We start from the raw sequence: 15,172 nt of genomic DNA on the forward strand, positions 1-15,172 counted from the left end.
GTCTCCGCGTGGAACATTCGTCTGATCCGACCATTCAAGTGGGTACGTGGAGGTAGTGTGTATTGCTTTTGCAAGCCTCAGGTGCTGGCCTGATGCGCCCCACCTGGCTTCAAGGATATGACGATGGACAGGAAAGTGCTGATTGTCGAAGACGAGCTGCTGATCGCACTCGATCTCGAAGACATGGTGGAAAGCAATGGACTGCAAGTCGCAGCCATTGCCAACACGATGGCGCGGGCGCTGGCGGCGGCACCCCATGCTGATATCGCCCTCGTCGACGTCAATCTTTCCGACGGGCCAACGGGTCCGGCGATTGGCCGCATGCTGGCGGAGCAATTTGGTATAGCCGTCGTTTTCATGACGGCAAACCCCGAGGTCGTGTCGGGCGGGATCCAGGGAACACTCGGTGTCCTGCGCAAGCCCGTGCAGCCTGGAATGGTGGCCCAAGCTCTGAAATACGCATTGGGACGGCTGACCGGCCAACTGGCCGCCGTTCCCCGTGACATGGAAGTCTTTGCCGCCTGAGCGACCGGTCAACTGCCTGCCTGCATCATCAAAGATGCGGGTTCCGCGGCCTGTAGATGTCTACTAGGCGCTGGTTGATATCCTTCGCTCCCGGCATGTTCGCGCTGCGGTAGACCGGCGGATCGCCATCTACTGACAGCTGTGAAGCAACTTCAGCAAAAATTGCATTTAGAAGTGTCGCGCCGATGGCAGTCGATGCCGGCCCCACCTTGAGGTCGGTGCCGGGCAAATCGACCAGCGCATCGCCGGGGGGAAGACCGTTATCAAAGACGATGTCTGCGATATCGGCAAGGCGCCTGCGACCGTTGGCGATGGCTGCCGAATAGGCGAGCGATGTAATGGCGATGACGGTGGTGCCGATTTCCCGGCCGTAGTCGGCGGCTTCCGTCGGCGCGGCATTGACGCCCGAATTGGAAGCGATGACCAGCACGTCGCCACGCTCCATCCGGTAGCGTTCCAGCACCGGTCGAACCAGCCCCGGGGTGCGCTCGTAGATCGAGCTTATGACAGCACCTTCATACAGCATCGCCGAGCCGACCAGGACCGGAACGGTAATCGCCAGTCCGCCGGCGCGATAATGCACCTCTTCTGCCAGCATGTGAGAGTGGCCTGTCCCGAACAGATAAACCCGGTGGTCGCTGCGCGCCGCCTCGCAGATAACGGCAGCAGCCCTTGCCATCGGCTCGGCCAAAGACTGGCGCAGGGCGCCGAGCCTTTCGATCACCTCCAGAAAATACGCATCCGTGATCGCGGTCATACCGATGTCTCCGGGCCTGTCCCGACAGACTTCGCAGCACCGGCTGTCCAGGTGGCGGTCGCCTCGATGTCGTCGTTGATGTGCACGAGGTCGGCACGCGCACCCGGCGACAGGTGACCCCGGTCAGTCAGGCGCAGGAAACGGGCCGGGTAGGATGTCGCCATGCGCAGCGCTTCGGCAAGCGGCAGTTCCAGCATGCCGACGCCGTAGCGCACGGTCGAGGCCATGTCGACATCGGAGCCGGCCAGCGTGCCGTCGGCCAGTACCACCTTCGAGCAGAAGCCGCCCTTCTCGCGGTAGACGGTGCGGCCGTTCAGCTCGAAGCTGTCGGCATCGGAACCCACCAGCGACATGGCATCGGTGACGAAGAACAGCTTGCCCTCGCCGCGCTTGGCGCGCAGGGCAACGCGCAAGGCACGGGGATCGACATGGTGACCATCGGCAATCATGCCGCACCACGTACGGGGATGATCGAGCGCCGCGCCGACCAGACCCGGGCTGCGATGGCCGAGCTGGCTCATGGCATTGTAGAGATGGGTGACGCCACGGGCGCCGGCATCGAAAAGGGCGTCCGCAGCGTCGGCCGTGCAATCGGAATGACCGAGGCTGACGATGACGCCGCCCTCGTTCAGCGCCTGCACCTGGCGGGGCGTCACCTGCTCGGCGGCGATGGTGACCAGCAGCGTGCCGATTGCCTCACGGGCACGGATGAAGGTCGCAACGTCGCCGTCTTCCACCGGTCGCATCAGTTCCGGCAGGTGGGCGCCCTTGCGCGCCGGCGACAGGTGAGGGCCCTCGAGGTGCAGGCCGACGACACCACGGTCGGCTTTGACAGCCTCGATGGCAGCTTCGATTGCCCGGGTCGTGGCAGCGGCGATATCGGTGATCAGGGTCGGCAGCAGGGAGGTCGTGCCGTAGCGACGATGGCCCTCGGCAATGGTGTACATGGAGGTCGGCGACGGATCTTCATTCAGCAACCGGCCGCCGCCGCCGTTCACCTGTGCGTCGATGAAGCCGGGTGCCAGCACGCCGCCCTCGAGTTCCACACGTACGCCGCCCTCCGGCAGGCTGTTGCGGGCGGCGATCGCCTGCACCCGGCCATCGCCGACAACAAGCGCGCTGTCGTCGTGAAAGCGGTCGCCGTCGAAGATGCGGGCGCCGGTAAAGACCGTGTAGTCCATCACATCGTCTCCGTCACCTTGAGAAGATTAGCCGGCTTATCGGGATCGAAACCCTTGCGGCGCGTCACTCGCTCGATCATCCGATAGTAGCAGAGCAGGGAGACCGTCGGGTCGATGAGGCCGTTTCCGGTCGAGGGCATTGTCAGGTTGATACCCGGCAGCGGGGTGGTCGAGAAAGACACGGCGGTGGCGCCGAGTTTCTGAAGGCGCTCCAGAGCCTGGGCGTTGTTGGCAAACGCGGCGTCGTCCGGGGCGAAGGCAACGACCGGGAAGCCGGGCTGAACCAGCCGCATCGGGCCGTGCATCAATTCGGCGAGCGAGAAGGCCTCGGCGTGCAGGCCCGACGTCTCCTTGGCCTTCAGGGCCGATTCCAGCGCGATGGCGAAGGCCGGGCCACGACCGCCGGTGTAGAGCGAGCTGGCTCCGAACAGCACCTCCTCGGCGGCAGCGCTATCGATGCCATCGGTGGCTGCCAATGCCTGGGGCAGTCGTGAAAGGCCATCCTGCAGTGCGCTATTGCCGGAGACGGCAGCGGTAACGCCCGACAGGGCAGCGACGGCGGTGATGAAGGATTTCGTTGCGGCGACGCTTTTCTCAGGGCCCGCATGCAGGTCGAGGACGATATCGGCTTGCCGCGCCAGTGAGCTGTCGGTGACGTTGACGACGGCGATCGTCGTTGCTCCGCCCTTCTTGGCGGCGGCCTGCAGGGCGATGATATCGGGGCTGCCGCCGGACTGCGACACGGTGAAATGGATGCCACCCTTCAGATGCAGCGGCGCATTGTAGACCGAGGCGATCGACGGGCCGATCGAGGCGACGGGGACGCCGCAGGAGATCTCGAACAGATACTTGAAGAAGGTTGCAGCATGGTCCGACGAGCCGCGCGCCGCCGTGGTGACGACGGTGGGTCTGGCCACAGCAAACAGCTTGGCGATTTCGGCGAAGACCGGCTTTTCCTTCTCCAGCAAGGTCGCCACGGCATCGGGCGACTGGCCGGCCTCGGTCAGCATCAAGGATTGCGTCATAGGTCATCTCCAATTTTCAGTTCTGCGACGAAATCATAGGCGTCGCCGCGATAATGCGATCTGGTGTATTCGACGACCCGCTGGTCAGCCAGGCGCGAGATGCGCTCTATCAGCAGCGCCGGGGCTCCGGGCTTGACGTCAAGCGTGGCAGCCGAGGATGGGTCGAGGGTGACTGCGGTCAGCCGCTGCAGGGCATGAACCGGGCGGAACCCGTTGGCGGTCAGGGCATCGTAAAGCGAGCTCTCGCCGGCTGCGTCCTCGGCCAGGAACTGGGTCGGGACGACGGCGCGCTCGATGGCGAGCGGCAGTCCGTCGGCCAGCCGCAACCGGTCGAGCCGCAGCACCGGTTCGTCGACGCCGAGGCCGAGCAGGAAGGTCTCCTCGGGCGTCGGCATGGAAACGCTCCGGGACAGGATTTTTGCCGCCGGCGAGCGACCGCGCGAGCGCATATCGGCGGAGAAGGAGGAGAGGCGCCAGAGCGACTGTTCCATCCGCTCGACCTTCTGGGAGACGAAAGTACCGCTGCCGTGCCGCGACTCCAGAGTGCCTGCCGTCAGCAGGTCGCGATAGGCGGTGCGCACGGTGACACGGCCGAGCTGCAGTCCTTCGGCGAGATCGCGCTCGGCCGGCAATGCAGTGCCCGGTTTCAACAGTCCTTCTTGAATAAGCCCGGTCAGCGCCATTGCCAGACGCCTGTAAAGCGGCCCGCTCGCTGCCGCATCCCGCAAGCCGCGCCCGTTCAGTTCGGAAATCAAACTGGTTCTATCCATGGGTTCGGATTAGAACCTATGTAGAACCACTTTGCAAGGTATCTCTTGGGCGCCGGTCGCTTAGCCTGCGACCGGCGGAGGCCGTGCGCTTAGTTCTTCGTGAAAATGTAGTCCGTTTCCTGGCGCAGGACTTCGCCGGGATGGAGCGCTGCGGAGGAAAAGCCCGGCTGGTTGATGGCGTCGGGCCAGATCTGCGTCTCCAGGCAGAAACCGGCGAACGGACCCATCATCTTGCCGTCAATGCCGGGGACTGGGACGTCGAGCTTGAAGCCGGCGTAGAGTTGGACGCCCGGTTCCGTCGTGCGCACTTCGAGCGTTACGCCGGAATTGATGCTGCGGGCGAGAACAACGGCGCGCTTGGCCGTGCGCTCCTGCGATAGACAGAAATTGTGGTCGTATAGTACCTGTTCACCGTCGACGAAGCGCTTTATCGGGCCCATTTCTCTCAGGTCGAAGGGCGTGCCGGCGACGGGGGCGATCTCGCCGGTCGGGATCTGCCGCGCATCGGTCGGCAGGTAGTGGTCGGCTGCGATCATGATGTCGTGGTCGAGCGCATCGTCGCGGCCATCGAGGTTGAAGTAGGCGTGCTGGCAGACATTGGCGATGGTCGGCTGGTCTGTCGTGGTCTCGTAGATTACCGACAGCTCGCCATTGCCGTGGACCCAGTAGGTCGCCTGGATCGTGCAGTTGCCGGGATAGCCGCTGCGGCCATCGGGATCGACGATCTTGAGGACGACGCGGTCGGCGGCATGCTCGACGATCGTCCAGTTGCGCAGGGCGATATTGTCGAAGCCGCCGTGCAGATGGGTTACGCCGTTCTCGTTCAGGTCCAGCTGGTACGTCTTGCCGTCGAGCGTGAACCTGCCGTCGGCGATGCGGTTGGCGCAGCGGCCGGGCGTTGCGCCGAAATAGGCGGAGTGCTTTTCGTAGCTTTCGAAGTTGTCGAAGCCGAGCGTCAGGGCCGGCGTGTGGTTTTCAAGTCGGAGATCCTGGATCACTGCTCCCCAGCTGATGACATGGGCAGTCAGCCCGCCGCCCGTGATCTTGACGCGGTGTACCGTCTCGCCGGCCGCAGTCTTGCCGAAAACTTCGCGCTGCAAAGTGCTGTCCGTCATGTCCTCATCCCATTCGTCTCTAGTGCGAGGCGCCGACCCTGCCTCCATTCGCCACTATCCGCAACCCGCCTGCCGGCGGAATCAGTCCTGCGTCCCGGCGACGCGGCTATTTCTGCAAGCCGATGTCGGCCATGTCGTAGGGTGTCGTCTGGTAGATCTCGTTGATCCAGTTGCCGACGAACAGATGAGCGTGGCTGCGCCAGCGGTTGGGCGGCGTCAGGGACGGATCGTTGTGCGGGAAATAGTCGTGCGGCATCTTGATCGGGATGCCGGCATCGACGTCCCGGAAATATTCGTCTGCCAGCGACGTTGAATCGTATTCGACGTGGTTGAACATGTAGAGCCGCCTTGCCGTCTTCTCATGCACCAGGCAAATGCCCATTTCCGGCGATTCCATCAGGATTTCCAAGCCAGGGACGGTTTCGACATCCTTGCGGCGGACTTCGGTCCAGCGCGACACGGGCACGCCGAAGTCGTCGGAAAAGCCGTTGAGATAGACCGAGGACGGGTTCAGGTTCTGGTGCCGGTAGACACCGAACGCCTTTTCCTTCAGCAGATGCTTCGGCACGCCGTGAAAATGGTAGATCGCCGCCATCGCACCCCAGCAGACGTTCAGCGTCGAATGAACGTTGGTGGTCGTCCAGTCGAGGATCTGGCGCATTTCGTCCCAGTAGGTGACTTCCTCGAAGTCGAGCAACTCGATCGGCGCACCGGTGATGATGAAGCCGTCGAACTTGCGATGTCTGATCTCCTCCCAGGTCTCGTAGAACGACAGCAGATGCTCCTCGGAAGTGTTCTTCGCCTTGTGCCCGCCGATGCGGATCAGCGAGAACTCGACCTGCAGCGGCGAGGCGCCTACGAGGCGCGCCATCTGGATTTCGGTCTTGATCTTGTTGGGCATCAGGTTGAGCAGCCCGATCTGCAGCGGACGGATATCCTGACGGACGGCCATCGTCTCTGTCATCACCCGCACGCCCTCTTTGACGAGGGTATCGAAGGCGGGCAGTGTATCGGGGATCTTAATGGGCATGCGCGTTACTCGATCAACTAAACCGGCGGCGAAAAAACGAATCGCTACCGGTCCGCATGCGGCCCTGATTTAGCGACTTGTTTAACGTGGCTGCAAGCCGGCCGGCCAAATCACCACGCGATGTTAAATAGCGCTGGACAGGTTTCGAATCAACATCAATCGCCGGTTGGTAAATGCGCGGCGCGGCGTGGTGAACCTGCAGCGGCATTCGGGCGTATAAGGCTTTCATAAGGTTTGAAGCGCAAGCTGATGGCGAGGAGGGCGGTTCCAGGCCAGGGATCGCTGGCGCTACGCGCTTCGGGCTCGCATGGATGGACATGTGCGATGGCCATGACTATCTGAGGGATGAGGATCAGGATTTTTTAATGGCCGTTGATACTACAGAGAAGCCCAGCGTCCAGGGCGATGCGCGCGTCGGATACGACTTGAGTGTGCTGTACAGGTTGAGGATGATGCTTTCGGCGTTCTGGCATTCGCCAGTGCGCGTCAGGCTCATATCGCTCGTGGTGTCGCTGTTCGTCATCATTCTCGTGACAGCTTATGTGCAGGTTCTCCTGAACGAATGGAATGCGCCGTTCTACGATTCGCTGGCGCGACGCGACCTCAACGAATTCGTGAAGCAGCTTGGTGTCTTCGGCATGATCGCCGGCACCCTGCTAGTCCTCAACGTCATCCAGGCCTGGCTGAACCAGATGGCGGCGCTCTACATGCGCGAGGGCCTGGCGCGCGACCTGGTCGACCAGTGGCTGAAGGGCAAGCGGGCCTTACGGCTGGCATCGTCTGGTCTGATCGGCGTCAATCCGGACCAGCGGCTCCACGAGGATGCCCGCAACCTTGCAGAAAGCACCACGGGCCTTGCGATCGGCCTCGTCCAATCGACGATCCTGCTGATCAGCTTCATCGGCGTGCTCTGGGAGCTGTCGAGCGGCTTCATATTCCATTTTCGCGGCAGCAGCTTTTCCATTCCGGGATACATGGTGTGGGCGGCGATTATCTATGCGGCCTCGGCTTCTTTCCTCAGCCAGTTCGTCGGCGGCAAGCTGGTGCGGCTCAATGCCGACCGCTACTCCAAGGAGGCCGAACTGCGTTTCGCGCTGATGCACGCCAACGAGTACATGCCGTCGATCACCATTGCCGGCGGACAGGAAAACGAGCGTCGCCGCATCAACGGCGATATTTCCTCGGTGCTCGGCGTTATCCGCAAGCTGGCCATCGCCAACACCAACCTTACCTGGGTATCTGCGAGCTACGGCTGGATGGTGCTGGTCATTCCAATCCTGGTGGCGGCGCCAGCCTACTTCTCGGGCGGCCTCAGCATCGGCCAGTTGATGATGGTGGTTGGCGCTTTCAACCAGGTGAACACGGCGCTGCGCTGGTATGTCGCCAATTTCGGGCCGATCGCCGAGTGGCGCGCGACGCTGATGCGCGTTACCGATTTTCGCGAGGCGGTGGTCGAGATGGATATCGAGGACCACCTGCCCAACATGATCGACGTCGCCCGCGCCGCGCCTGGCATGATGGTGCTGAAGGATCTCGAAGTCTCCACCAAGATGTCCGACGAGATCGTCGAGAACGGTTTCCGGATCCGCGAGGGCACGGTGACGATCACCGCCGGCGAGCACATCATGATCAACGGCGATCACGGCGTGAACCGCAAGCTGTTGTTCCAGGCGCTTGCCGGCGAATGGCATTGCGGCAAGGGCGAGATCGACCTGCCGCCGCCGGAAGACATGCTGTTCATGCCGCACACCGCCTATGTGCCGAGCGGAACGCTGCGCGAGGCCATGACCTTCCCCGAGGCACGCGATGCCTACCCGGATTCCGACCTCGAAATGGCGATTGAAAAAGCCGGTCTCGGCAGGCTGAAAGGCAAGCTCGATACGAACGCCCGCTGGGATCGTATGCTCGATACCGACGAACAGAAGGCCGTCGGTTTTGCCCATGCCCTGCTCGCCAAGCCGCGCTGGCTGATCCTCGACGAAACGCTCGAAGGCCTGGAGCCGGATATCCAGAAGCGCCTGGTTGCGCTTCTGGGCGAACTCAAGGATACGACGATGATCTATATCGGCCGTTCAGAGGCTTATCTTGAACTCATGTCGCCGCGGGTATTGCATCTGCAGGCCCTGGTTCCGCCGGACCCGACAGCGCCGCCTGCAAAGCCTGTCTCGGGTGCTGCTCGCGGACAAAACCCGGCACGGCGCCCCATTGTCCGCAAGGAGACGGTGCGGCCCGCCTGAACAACTTCGCCCGGATACGAAAAAGGCCCCGACGCGCAATCCACGCGTTCGGGGCCTTTTATCGAGATGGAGTGCCAGGTCCGGGATCAGTCCTTGGCGCGTTCGACGTAGGAATTGTCTTCGGTCATGATGACGACGCGGGTGCCGGCATTGACATGCGGCGGCACCATGGTGCGAACGCCATTCGACAGCATGGCTGGCTTGTAGGAGGACGACGCCGTCTGGCCCTTGACGACCGGCTCAGTCTCCATGATTTCAAGCGTCACAGTGCGTGGCATCTGGATGGCAAGCGCGATACCTTCATGCATCGACAGGATGCAGGTCATGCCTTCCTGCAGGTAGGCCTTGTCGTCGCCCATGGTTTCGGCATCGACGGTAACCTGGTCGTAGTTTTGCGGGTTCATGAAGTGGAACCCGTCGCTGTCTTCGTAAAGGTACTGATGGTTGACGTCCTCGACGAAGGCGCGCTCGACTTGTTCGGTCGTGCGCCAGCGCTCGGAAACCTTCGTGCCATCCGAAATCCGGCGCATATCGATCTGGGTGACCGGCGTGCCTTTGCCGGGGTGGAAATTGGCGGCCGTCAGCACGACGTAGAGCTTGCCGTCGACGTCGAGCACATTGCCCTTGCGGATCGAAGAGGCGATAACCTTGACCATAAGACTTCCTTGTAACGCAGCTTTTTGCATCGTAGAGGACGGACCGAGCCCGTTTCCCTGATGCAGCAATGTTTTCTTGGGGGCGCAACTAACCTAAAATGGTGGAAATAGCCACCCCGTCGCGGCTCATCCTATAAAAGAAAGCGCGGAATGAACGCCAGCCTGACAAAAGCATCTCCCTGGTGGACGCCCGGCGTCCATGCGGATCGACGGCCTTTTCTTATCGGCCGCAATGCGATCCAGGCGGCGCTGCGCAGTTTTTTTTCAGCCGGCGACTTCCTCGAGGTTGATACGGCAACCCTTCAGATATCGCCCGGCAACGAGGCACATCTGCATGCTTTCGCTACAGAAGCCCTGACGACCGACGGTCAGGCGGCACCCTTCTACCTGCACACGTCGCCGGAATTTGCCTGCAAGAAGCTGCTGGCCGCGGGCGAACAACGTATTGCATGCTTTGCCCATGTCTATCGCAACCGTGAGCGCGGGCCCTTGCACCATCCGGAGTTCACCATGCTCGAATGGTACAGGGTCGGCGAAGGCTACGAGCAGCTGATGGCTGACTGCGTCGATATAATGCGACTGGCGGCGAAAACCGCGGGGGCTGCGCGGCTGGCGTTCCGGGGTGCCGAGTGCGATCCCTTTGCCGAGCCGGAGCGGATCAGCGTTGCGGCGGCCTTCCTGCAGCATGCCGGCATCGACCTCTTGTCCTCGGTTGCCGCCGACGGACAGACGGACCGCGACTGCCTTGCTGCGGAAATGAACCGCCTCGGCATGCGTGTTGCCGGCGACGATGGCTGGGCGGATATGTTCAGCCGGGTGCTGGTGGAAAAGATCGAACCGCATCTCGGTTTTGGCCGACCGACGATCCTTGACGAATATCCGGTCTCCGAGGCCGCTCTTGCCAGGCCCTCGGCGCGGGATCCGCGTGTCGCCGAGCGCTTCGAACTCTATGCCTGCGGCGTCGAGCTTGCCAATGGCTTCGGCGAACTCACCAATGCCGTCGAACAGCGGCGGCGGTTCGAGATCGAGATGGCGGAAAAGGCGCGGGTCTACGGCGAAACCTATCCGCTCGACGAGGATTTTCTCGACGCGCTTGCCATCATGCCCGAGGCAAGCGGCATCGCCCTCGGTTTCGACCGGCTGGTGATGCTGGCTACCGGAGCATCCCGCATCGAGCAGGTGCTTTGGGCGCCCGTTGCGGAGTTCGGAAGATGAACGTCATTCGATCGATCAGGACAGTCGACGATCTCCAGCGGGCATCGCTTGTCGATGGGCAAAACGCGGCGTCGCTGGAAGCGGTCGCGGAACGTTATGCCATCGCGCTGACGCCTGCCATTGCCGCACTGATTGACCGCACCGATCCCGATGATCCGATCGCCCGGCAATTCGTGCCCGATATGGCAGAGCTGGTGGTGACGCCGGAAGAGCGTGCCGATCCCATCGGCGATGCGGCCCATAGCCCGGTCACAGGCATCGTCCATCGCTATCCCGACCGTGTGCTGCTAAAGGCGGTGCATGTCTGCCCCGTCTATTGCCGATTCTGCTTTCGCCGCGAGATGGTCGGTCCGCAGGGTATGGGTACGCTGGATGCCGGCGAACTCGATGCCGCTTTCGACTATATCCGCGCCCATCCGGAGATCTGGGAGGTGATCCTCACCGGCGGCGATCCGCTGGTTCTGTCGCCCCGGCGTCTCGAAGAACTGCTGGCCGGGCTTGCTGCCATCGATCACGTCAAGATCGTCCGCTTCCACACCCGCGTTCCAGTCGTCGATCCGCAGAAGATCGACGCAGCGCTTGTGGCCGCGCTGAAGGCGAGCGGCAAGACGGTCTATGTGGCGTTGCATGCCAACCACCCGCGCGAACTGACGGCGGACGCACGCGCCGCCTGTGCCCGTCTTGTCGATGCCGGCATCGTCATGGTCAGCCAGTCCGTACTTTTAAAAGGGGTCAACGACGATCCCCTGGTACTGGCGGCGCTGATGCGCGCCTTCGTGGAAACGCGGATCAAACCCTACTATCTGCACCATCCCGATCTCGCGCCCGGCACCAGCCATTTCCGGTTGACCATCGCCGAGGGCCAGCGCCTTGTGGCCGAGTTGCGCGGTCGCTTGTCCGGTCTCTGCCAGCCGGCCTATATCCTCGATATTCCCGGCGGCTACGGCAAAGCGGTCATCGGCGAGCGTGCCATCCGCGATGTCGGCGAGGGTTGCTATTCGGTTTCCGATTTCCGAGGCGAATGGCACGATTACCCGCCGCCATCCGGCAGCGGTAAGCCTGACTAGGCGCGATCCCGCGACGACTCACGAAAATTTATCTTCTTCACATTTTCCGGACGCATCCAGGAGCGTTGCTCTACCTACCCGGTCCAATCCGCGCTAAGAGAAGCAACCCCCGATATTATTAGTGTGTCGGCGGATTACATTCTGTCCGGATCATGAACAATGGCCGGCGAACGCTCATCTTTCCTTAACCAGAAGGCTTAGCGGTATGTTGGAATTTTGCGCCTAAAACAACCTCAGATAAGGCGGTACGACCGCTAAAAACACCTGGAGACGATTGGATGAACGAGACAATCCGTGGTTTGCTCACCAAGCTCGGGGGCCTTCCAGTGCCCGTCGACAGCATTGCCGACGACGCCGATCTCTATGCGGCAGGCCTTTCCTCCTTCGCATCCGTGCAGCTTATGCTCGGGCTCGAAGAGGCGTTCGACATGGAGTTTCCGGACAACCTGCTGAACCGTAAATCCTTTGCCAGCATCAGCGCCATCACCAGCACGGTGGATGCGATCCTCGGCTCCAGAAAGGTGGCCTGATGAGCGTGGCGGTGGCGATAGCGAAGGACAATCTCAATGCCCGCATCGCCCGCGTCGCGGCAATTGCTGCAGCACACGCCGATGCCGTCGACTGCGAATCGCGGTTTCCGCGCGAGGCCGTCACAGCCCTGAAGGCCGAACGCCTGCTGTCGATCCAGATCCCGACCGAACTCGGCGGGGAAAGCGCGACAATCACTGAAATCGCCGCGCTGTGCACCGTGCTCGGACAAGCCTGCGCGGCCACCGCGATGATTTTCGCCATGCACCAGATCAAGCTGTCGAGCCTGGTCGAGCACGGCGAAGGCAGCGACTGGCATCGCGATTTCATGCGCCGTATCGCCCGTGACCAGCTGCTGCTGGCGTCTGCCACGACCGAAGGCGGCATCGGCGGCAACATGCGCAACAGCATTTGCGCCATCCGCGTCGAGGGCAACAGCTGCTTCCTCGAGAAGGACGCCACCGTCATTTCCTACGGCGCGCATGCCGACGCCATCCTCATCACATCGCGCGCCCACGCCGATGCGGCGCCTTCTGACCAGGTCCTGACGGCCTTCCTGAAGGACCAGTACACGCTCGACAGAACCTCCGTCTGGGATACGCTCGGAATGCGCGGCACCTGCTCCGATGGCTTCGTGTTCAAGGGAGAGGCGCCGGCCGTCCAGATCCTGCCGAAACCGTTTGCCGAGATTGCCGCGCAGTCCATGCTTGCCACCTCGCACCTCTTGTGGAGCGCGCTCTGGTACGGCATCGCCGCCGATGCGGTGGCCCGTGCCCAGGCTTTCGTGCGCGCTGCGGCCCGTAAGTCACCCGGCACGCCTCCGCCCGGCGCGCTGCGTTTGGCAGAGGTCTCCGGCCAGCTACAGATGGTCAAGTCGAACGTCGTCGCTGCGCTGAAAGTCTACGAAGATGCCAAGCTCGATGCCGACCGCCTGTCTTCCATGGCTTTCGCGGTGGCGATGAACAACGTCAAGATCGTCTCCTCAGAGGCGATCCTGCCGATCATCAACCACGCCATGCTGATCTGCGGCATCATGGGCTACAAGAACGGTACGCCCTACAGCCTCGGCCGCCACCTGCGCGACGCGCATTCGGCGCAGCTGATGATCTCGAACGACCGCATCCTTGCCAACACATCGACGATGCTGCTGGTCCACAAACAAGACACCAATTTGCTGGGGTAATCGCCATGGACATGCAGGTTTCTTTTCTCGATCGGCTCTTCGAATCAGGCCTCCTGATCGACACCGGTGTCGATGGCCTCTATGGCCGAAGCGGCCAGTTTGAAGACGTCATCGCTGCCTTCGAGCGGTTGATCGACAGGTTCGGCGGTGGCGACGGTGCCGAGGCGATGCGCTTCCCGCCCGGCATGAACCGCGCGATCTTCGAAAAGAGCGGCTACATGAAGAGCTTTCCGCAGCTGGCCGGCACGGTCCACAGCTTCTGCGGCGGCGAGATGGACCATATGAACCTGCTGAAATGCATGGAGGTTGGCGACGACTGGACCAAGGGCCAGGAAGCAACCGAGATCGTGCTGACGCCCGCCGCCTGCTATCCGCTCTATCCGACGGTGGCCCGGCGCGGCAACCTGCCGGCGGAGGGCGCGCTGTTCGACCTGCAGTCCTATTGCTTCCGCCATGAACCGTCACAGGATCCCGCCCGCCAGCAGCTTTTTCGCATGCGCGAATATGTCTGCATGGGCACCGAGCAGCATGTCACGGATTTCCGCCAGAGCTGGATGGATCGTGGCGTCGAGATGATGAAGTCGGTCGGTCTCGAGGTCGTCATCGATGTCGCCAATGACCCGTTCTTCGGCCGCGCAGGCAAGATGATGGTCAACAACCAGCGCGACCAGAACCTGAAGTTCGAATTGCTGATCCCGATCACCTCGACGGCCAATCCGACGGCCTGCATGAGCTTCAACTACCACCAGGATTCGTTCGGCACCAAATGGGGCCTCAACCTTGCCGACGGCAAGGTCGCGCATACGGCGTGCGTCGGCTTCGGACTGGAGCGGATAGCGCTGGCGCTGTTCCACCATCACGGGCTCGATGTAAAGGCCTGGCCGGCGCCGGTGCGCGACGTCCTGTGGGGCTGATCGTCGGGATGCCGTCAGTATTTCCCGGGCTTGATCCTGCCGCCTATTCCCGCCATGGGCTGCACGACAGCGAACGGATGTGGCCGGAAACCAACTGCTATATCGATCTCTGGATCGAGGTGCTGAACACGATCGGCCGGCCACCCGAGGCGATGCTCGGCTTCACCATGGGGCAGGATTTCGAGGGCGACCAGTTCACCTTCTTCAAGGTGCCGCTGGAAGACCTAGAGGCGCTTTATGGCATCCGCTGCACCGAACTTGCCATCTACGACGACGTCGAACGGCATCTTGCCGTACAGATCGCGCGTCGGCGGCTTTGCCTCGTCGAGATGGATTCGTTCTACATGCCGGATACGCAAGGCGTCGCCTACCGTACCGAGCACGGCAAGACGACGGTGGCGATCAACAGGCTGGACCCGGTTGCGCGCGAACTCGATTATTTCCACAATGGCGGCTTCTTCCGGCTCTCCGGCGAGGACTTCGATGGCGTTTTCCAGCGACACCTGCCGGAAGGTGCGCCGCCGTTCCTGCCCTATACGGAATTCGCCAAATTGCCGCTGCAGCCGCCCGCGGAAGCTGAAATCCGCCGGACGGCCCGTCGCCTGCTGGAGGCTCATTTTGCCCGGCGCCCGCGCGACAACCCGATCCGCGCCTTTGCCACGGTGTTTGCCGCCCAGGTCGAGGCGATTGCCGAGAGGCCGTTCGGCGTGTTCCACAAATATGCTTTCAATACGCTCCGCCAGGTCGGCGCCAATTTCGAACTGGCCGGCAGCCATCTAGACTGGCTGTCGCCGGAATTCGCGGCCGCAAGTGCACAAGCCCGGCGGATCTCAGAGGCTTCAAAATCGGTGCAGTTCCAGATCGCTCGGGCTGTGACGCGGCGTAAATTCGAGCCGCTGCACACGGCGCTTGATCCGGTGGCGGATGCATGGGATGCCATGGTCGGGCTTCTGGAACGACAGGTCTGAA

15 protein-coding genes and 1 riboswitch are annotated in these 15,172 nt (G+C 62.2%); of the genes, 8 read left to right on the forward strand and 7 right to left on the reverse strand.

Features of this window, described 5'->3' with window-relative positions; all coding sequences use genetic code 11:
* Positions 1-123: 123 nt before the first annotated feature.
* Complete coding sequence (locus J5278_RS02180; protein WP_209185325.1) at positions 124-525, forward strand: response regulator; 402 nt, start codon at positions 124-126, stop codon at positions 523-525.
* 28 nt (positions 526-553) lie between these two features.
* Here J5278_RS02180 and J5278_RS02185 read toward each other — a convergent pair whose 3' ends face one another.
* The 6 genes from J5278_RS02185 to metA form a co-directional block, all read right to left on the reverse strand.
* Complete coding sequence (locus J5278_RS02185; protein ID WP_209185324.1) at positions 554-1,282, reverse strand: SIS domain-containing protein; 729 nt, start codon at positions 1,280-1,282, stop codon at positions 554-556.
* Positions 1,279-2,463 carry an N-acetylglucosamine-6-phosphate deacetylase gene (nagA, locus tag J5278_RS02190; protein WP_209185323.1) on the reverse strand — a complete coding sequence of 395 codons (1,185 nt, stop codon included), beginning with the start codon at positions 2,461-2,463 and terminating at the stop codon, positions 1,279-1,281. Before nagA ends, J5278_RS02185 begins: the two co-directional genes overlap by 4 nt.
* The gene (locus tag J5278_RS02195) at positions 2,463-3,488 is read right to left on the reverse strand and encodes an SIS domain-containing protein (RefSeq protein WP_209185322.1); all 1,026 of its coding nucleotides are present in this window, start codon (positions 3,486-3,488) and stop codon (positions 2,463-2,465) included. The genes nagA and J5278_RS02195 overlap by 1 nt, the downstream gene beginning before the upstream one ends.
* Positions 3,485-4,258, reverse strand: coding sequence for a GntR family transcriptional regulator (locus J5278_RS02200; RefSeq protein WP_209185321.1), 774 nt, complete (start codon positions 4,256-4,258; stop codon positions 3,485-3,487). Before J5278_RS02200 ends, J5278_RS02195 begins: the two co-directional genes overlap by 4 nt.
* A gap of 89 nt (positions 4,259-4,347) precedes the next feature.
* Positions 4,348-5,373, reverse strand: a complete 1,026-nt coding sequence (locus tag J5278_RS02205; RefSeq protein WP_219258299.1) for an aldose epimerase family protein — start codon at positions 5,371-5,373, stop codon at positions 4,348-4,350.
* 106 nt (positions 5,374-5,479) lie between these two features.
* Entirely contained in the window at positions 5,480-6,403 is a 924-nt protein-coding gene (gene metA / locus J5278_RS02210; protein WP_142824623.1) for a homoserine O-succinyltransferase, read from the reverse strand.
* 46 nt (positions 6,404-6,449) lie between these two features.
* Positions 6,450-6,530: riboswitch (SAM riboswitch) on the reverse strand.
* A 238-nt stretch (positions 6,531-6,768) separates the two neighbouring features.
* Between metA and J5278_RS02215 the strand changes: the two genes are divergently transcribed.
* Entirely contained in the window at positions 6,769-8,640 is a 1,872-nt protein-coding gene (locus tag J5278_RS02215) for an ABC transporter ATP-binding protein/permease (protein WP_209185319.1), read from the forward strand.
* A gap of 86 nt (positions 8,641-8,726) precedes the next feature.
* Here the strand turns inward: J5278_RS02215 and efp are convergent, their stop codons facing one another.
* Entirely contained in the window at positions 8,727-9,296 is a 570-nt protein-coding gene (gene efp / locus J5278_RS02220; RefSeq protein WP_142824625.1) for an elongation factor P, read from the reverse strand.
* 150 nt (positions 9,297-9,446) lie between these two features.
* Here efp and epmA point away from each other — a divergent pair, with 150 nt between their 5' ends.
* The 6 genes from epmA to J5278_RS02250 all read left to right on the forward strand — a co-directional run bounded on the left by epmA (position 9,447) and on the right by J5278_RS02250 (position 15,171).
* Positions 9,447-10,511, forward strand: a complete 1,065-nt coding sequence (gene epmA / locus J5278_RS02225) for an EF-P lysine aminoacylase EpmA (RefSeq protein ID WP_142824626.1) — start codon at positions 9,447-9,449, stop codon at positions 10,509-10,511.
* Positions 10,508-11,578: a lysine-2,3-aminomutase-like protein gene (locus J5278_RS02230; RefSeq protein WP_142824627.1), complete on the forward strand. Its 1,071-nt coding sequence runs from the start codon at positions 10,508-10,510 to the stop codon at positions 11,576-11,578. The genes epmA and J5278_RS02230 overlap by 4 nt, the downstream gene beginning before the upstream one ends.
* 278 nt (positions 11,579-11,856) lie before the next feature.
* Positions 11,857-12,108: an acyl carrier protein gene (locus J5278_RS02235; RefSeq protein ID WP_111219575.1), complete on the forward strand. Its 252-nt coding sequence runs from the start codon at positions 11,857-11,859 to the stop codon at positions 12,106-12,108.
* Positions 12,108-13,289, forward strand: a complete 1,182-nt coding sequence (locus J5278_RS02240) for an acyl-CoA dehydrogenase family protein (protein WP_209185318.1) — start codon at positions 12,108-12,110, stop codon at positions 13,287-13,289. Before J5278_RS02235 ends, J5278_RS02240 begins: the two co-directional genes overlap by 1 nt.
* 5 nt (positions 13,290-13,294) lie before the next feature.
* Positions 13,295-14,203, forward strand: a complete 909-nt coding sequence (locus tag J5278_RS02245; RefSeq protein WP_209185317.1) for an amino acid--[acyl-carrier-protein] ligase — start codon at positions 13,295-13,297, stop codon at positions 14,201-14,203.
* Positions 14,204-14,211: 8 nt separating this feature from the next.
* Positions 14,212-15,171, forward strand: coding sequence for a DUF1839 family protein (locus J5278_RS02250; protein WP_247749229.1), 960 nt, complete (start codon positions 14,212-14,214; stop codon positions 15,169-15,171).
* The last annotated feature ends 1 nt before the right edge of the window (position 15,172 follow it).

Origin of the sequence: Rhizobium sp. B21/90 (assembly GCF_019355815.1) — a bacterium.
GTDB classification, from domain to species: Bacteria; Pseudomonadota; Alphaproteobacteria; order Rhizobiales; family Rhizobiaceae; genus Rhizobium; species Rhizobium rhododendri.

What these genes read in the sequence shown, in the direction of transcription:
- J5278_RS02180 (WP_209185325.1), top strand. Translation starts at nt 124, where the DNA reads ATGGACAGGAAAGTGCTGATTGTCGAAGACGAGCTGCTGATCGCACTC.
- J5278_RS02185 (WP_209185324.1), bottom strand. Translation starts at nt 1,282, where the DNA reads ATGACCGCGATCACGGATGCGTATTTTCTGGAGGTGATCGAAAGGCTC.
- nagA (WP_209185323.1), bottom strand. Translation starts at nt 2,463, where the DNA reads ATGGACTACACGGTCTTTACCGGCGCCCGCATCTTCGACGGCGACCGC.
- J5278_RS02195 (WP_209185322.1), bottom strand. Translation starts at nt 3,488, where the DNA reads ATGACGCAATCCTTGATGCTGACCGAGGCCGGCCAGTCGCCCGATGCC.
- J5278_RS02200 (WP_209185321.1), bottom strand. Translation starts at nt 4,258, where the DNA reads ATGGATAGAACCAGTTTGATTTCCGAACTGAACGGGCGCGGCTTGCGG.
- J5278_RS02205 (WP_219258299.1), bottom strand. Translation starts at nt 5,373, where the DNA reads ATGACGGACAGCACTTTGCAGCGCGAAGTTTTCGGCAAGACTGCGGCC.
- metA (WP_142824623.1), bottom strand. Translation starts at nt 6,403, where the DNA reads ATGCCCATTAAGATCCCCGATACACTGCCCGCCTTCGATACCCTCGTC.
- J5278_RS02215 (WP_209185319.1), top strand. Translation starts at nt 6,769, where the DNA reads ATGGCCGTTGATACTACAGAGAAGCCCAGCGTCCAGGGCGATGCGCGC.
- efp (WP_142824625.1), bottom strand. Translation starts at nt 9,296, where the DNA reads ATGGTCAAGGTTATCGCCTCTTCGATCCGCAAGGGCAATGTGCTCGAC.
- epmA (WP_142824626.1), top strand. Translation starts at nt 9,447, where the DNA reads ATGAACGCCAGCCTGACAAAAGCATCTCCCTGGTGGACGCCCGGCGTC.
- J5278_RS02230 (WP_142824627.1), top strand. Translation starts at nt 10,508, where the DNA reads ATGAACGTCATTCGATCGATCAGGACAGTCGACGATCTCCAGCGGGCA.
- J5278_RS02235 (WP_111219575.1), top strand. Translation starts at nt 11,857, where the DNA reads ATGAACGAGACAATCCGTGGTTTGCTCACCAAGCTCGGGGGCCTTCCA.
- J5278_RS02240 (WP_209185318.1), top strand. Translation starts at nt 12,108, where the DNA reads ATGAGCGTGGCGGTGGCGATAGCGAAGGACAATCTCAATGCCCGCATC.
- J5278_RS02245 (WP_209185317.1), top strand. Translation starts at nt 13,295, where the DNA reads ATGGACATGCAGGTTTCTTTTCTCGATCGGCTCTTCGAATCAGGCCTC.
- J5278_RS02250 (WP_247749229.1), top strand. Translation starts at nt 14,212, where the DNA reads ATGCCGTCAGTATTTCCCGGGCTTGATCCTGCCGCCTATTCCCGCCAT.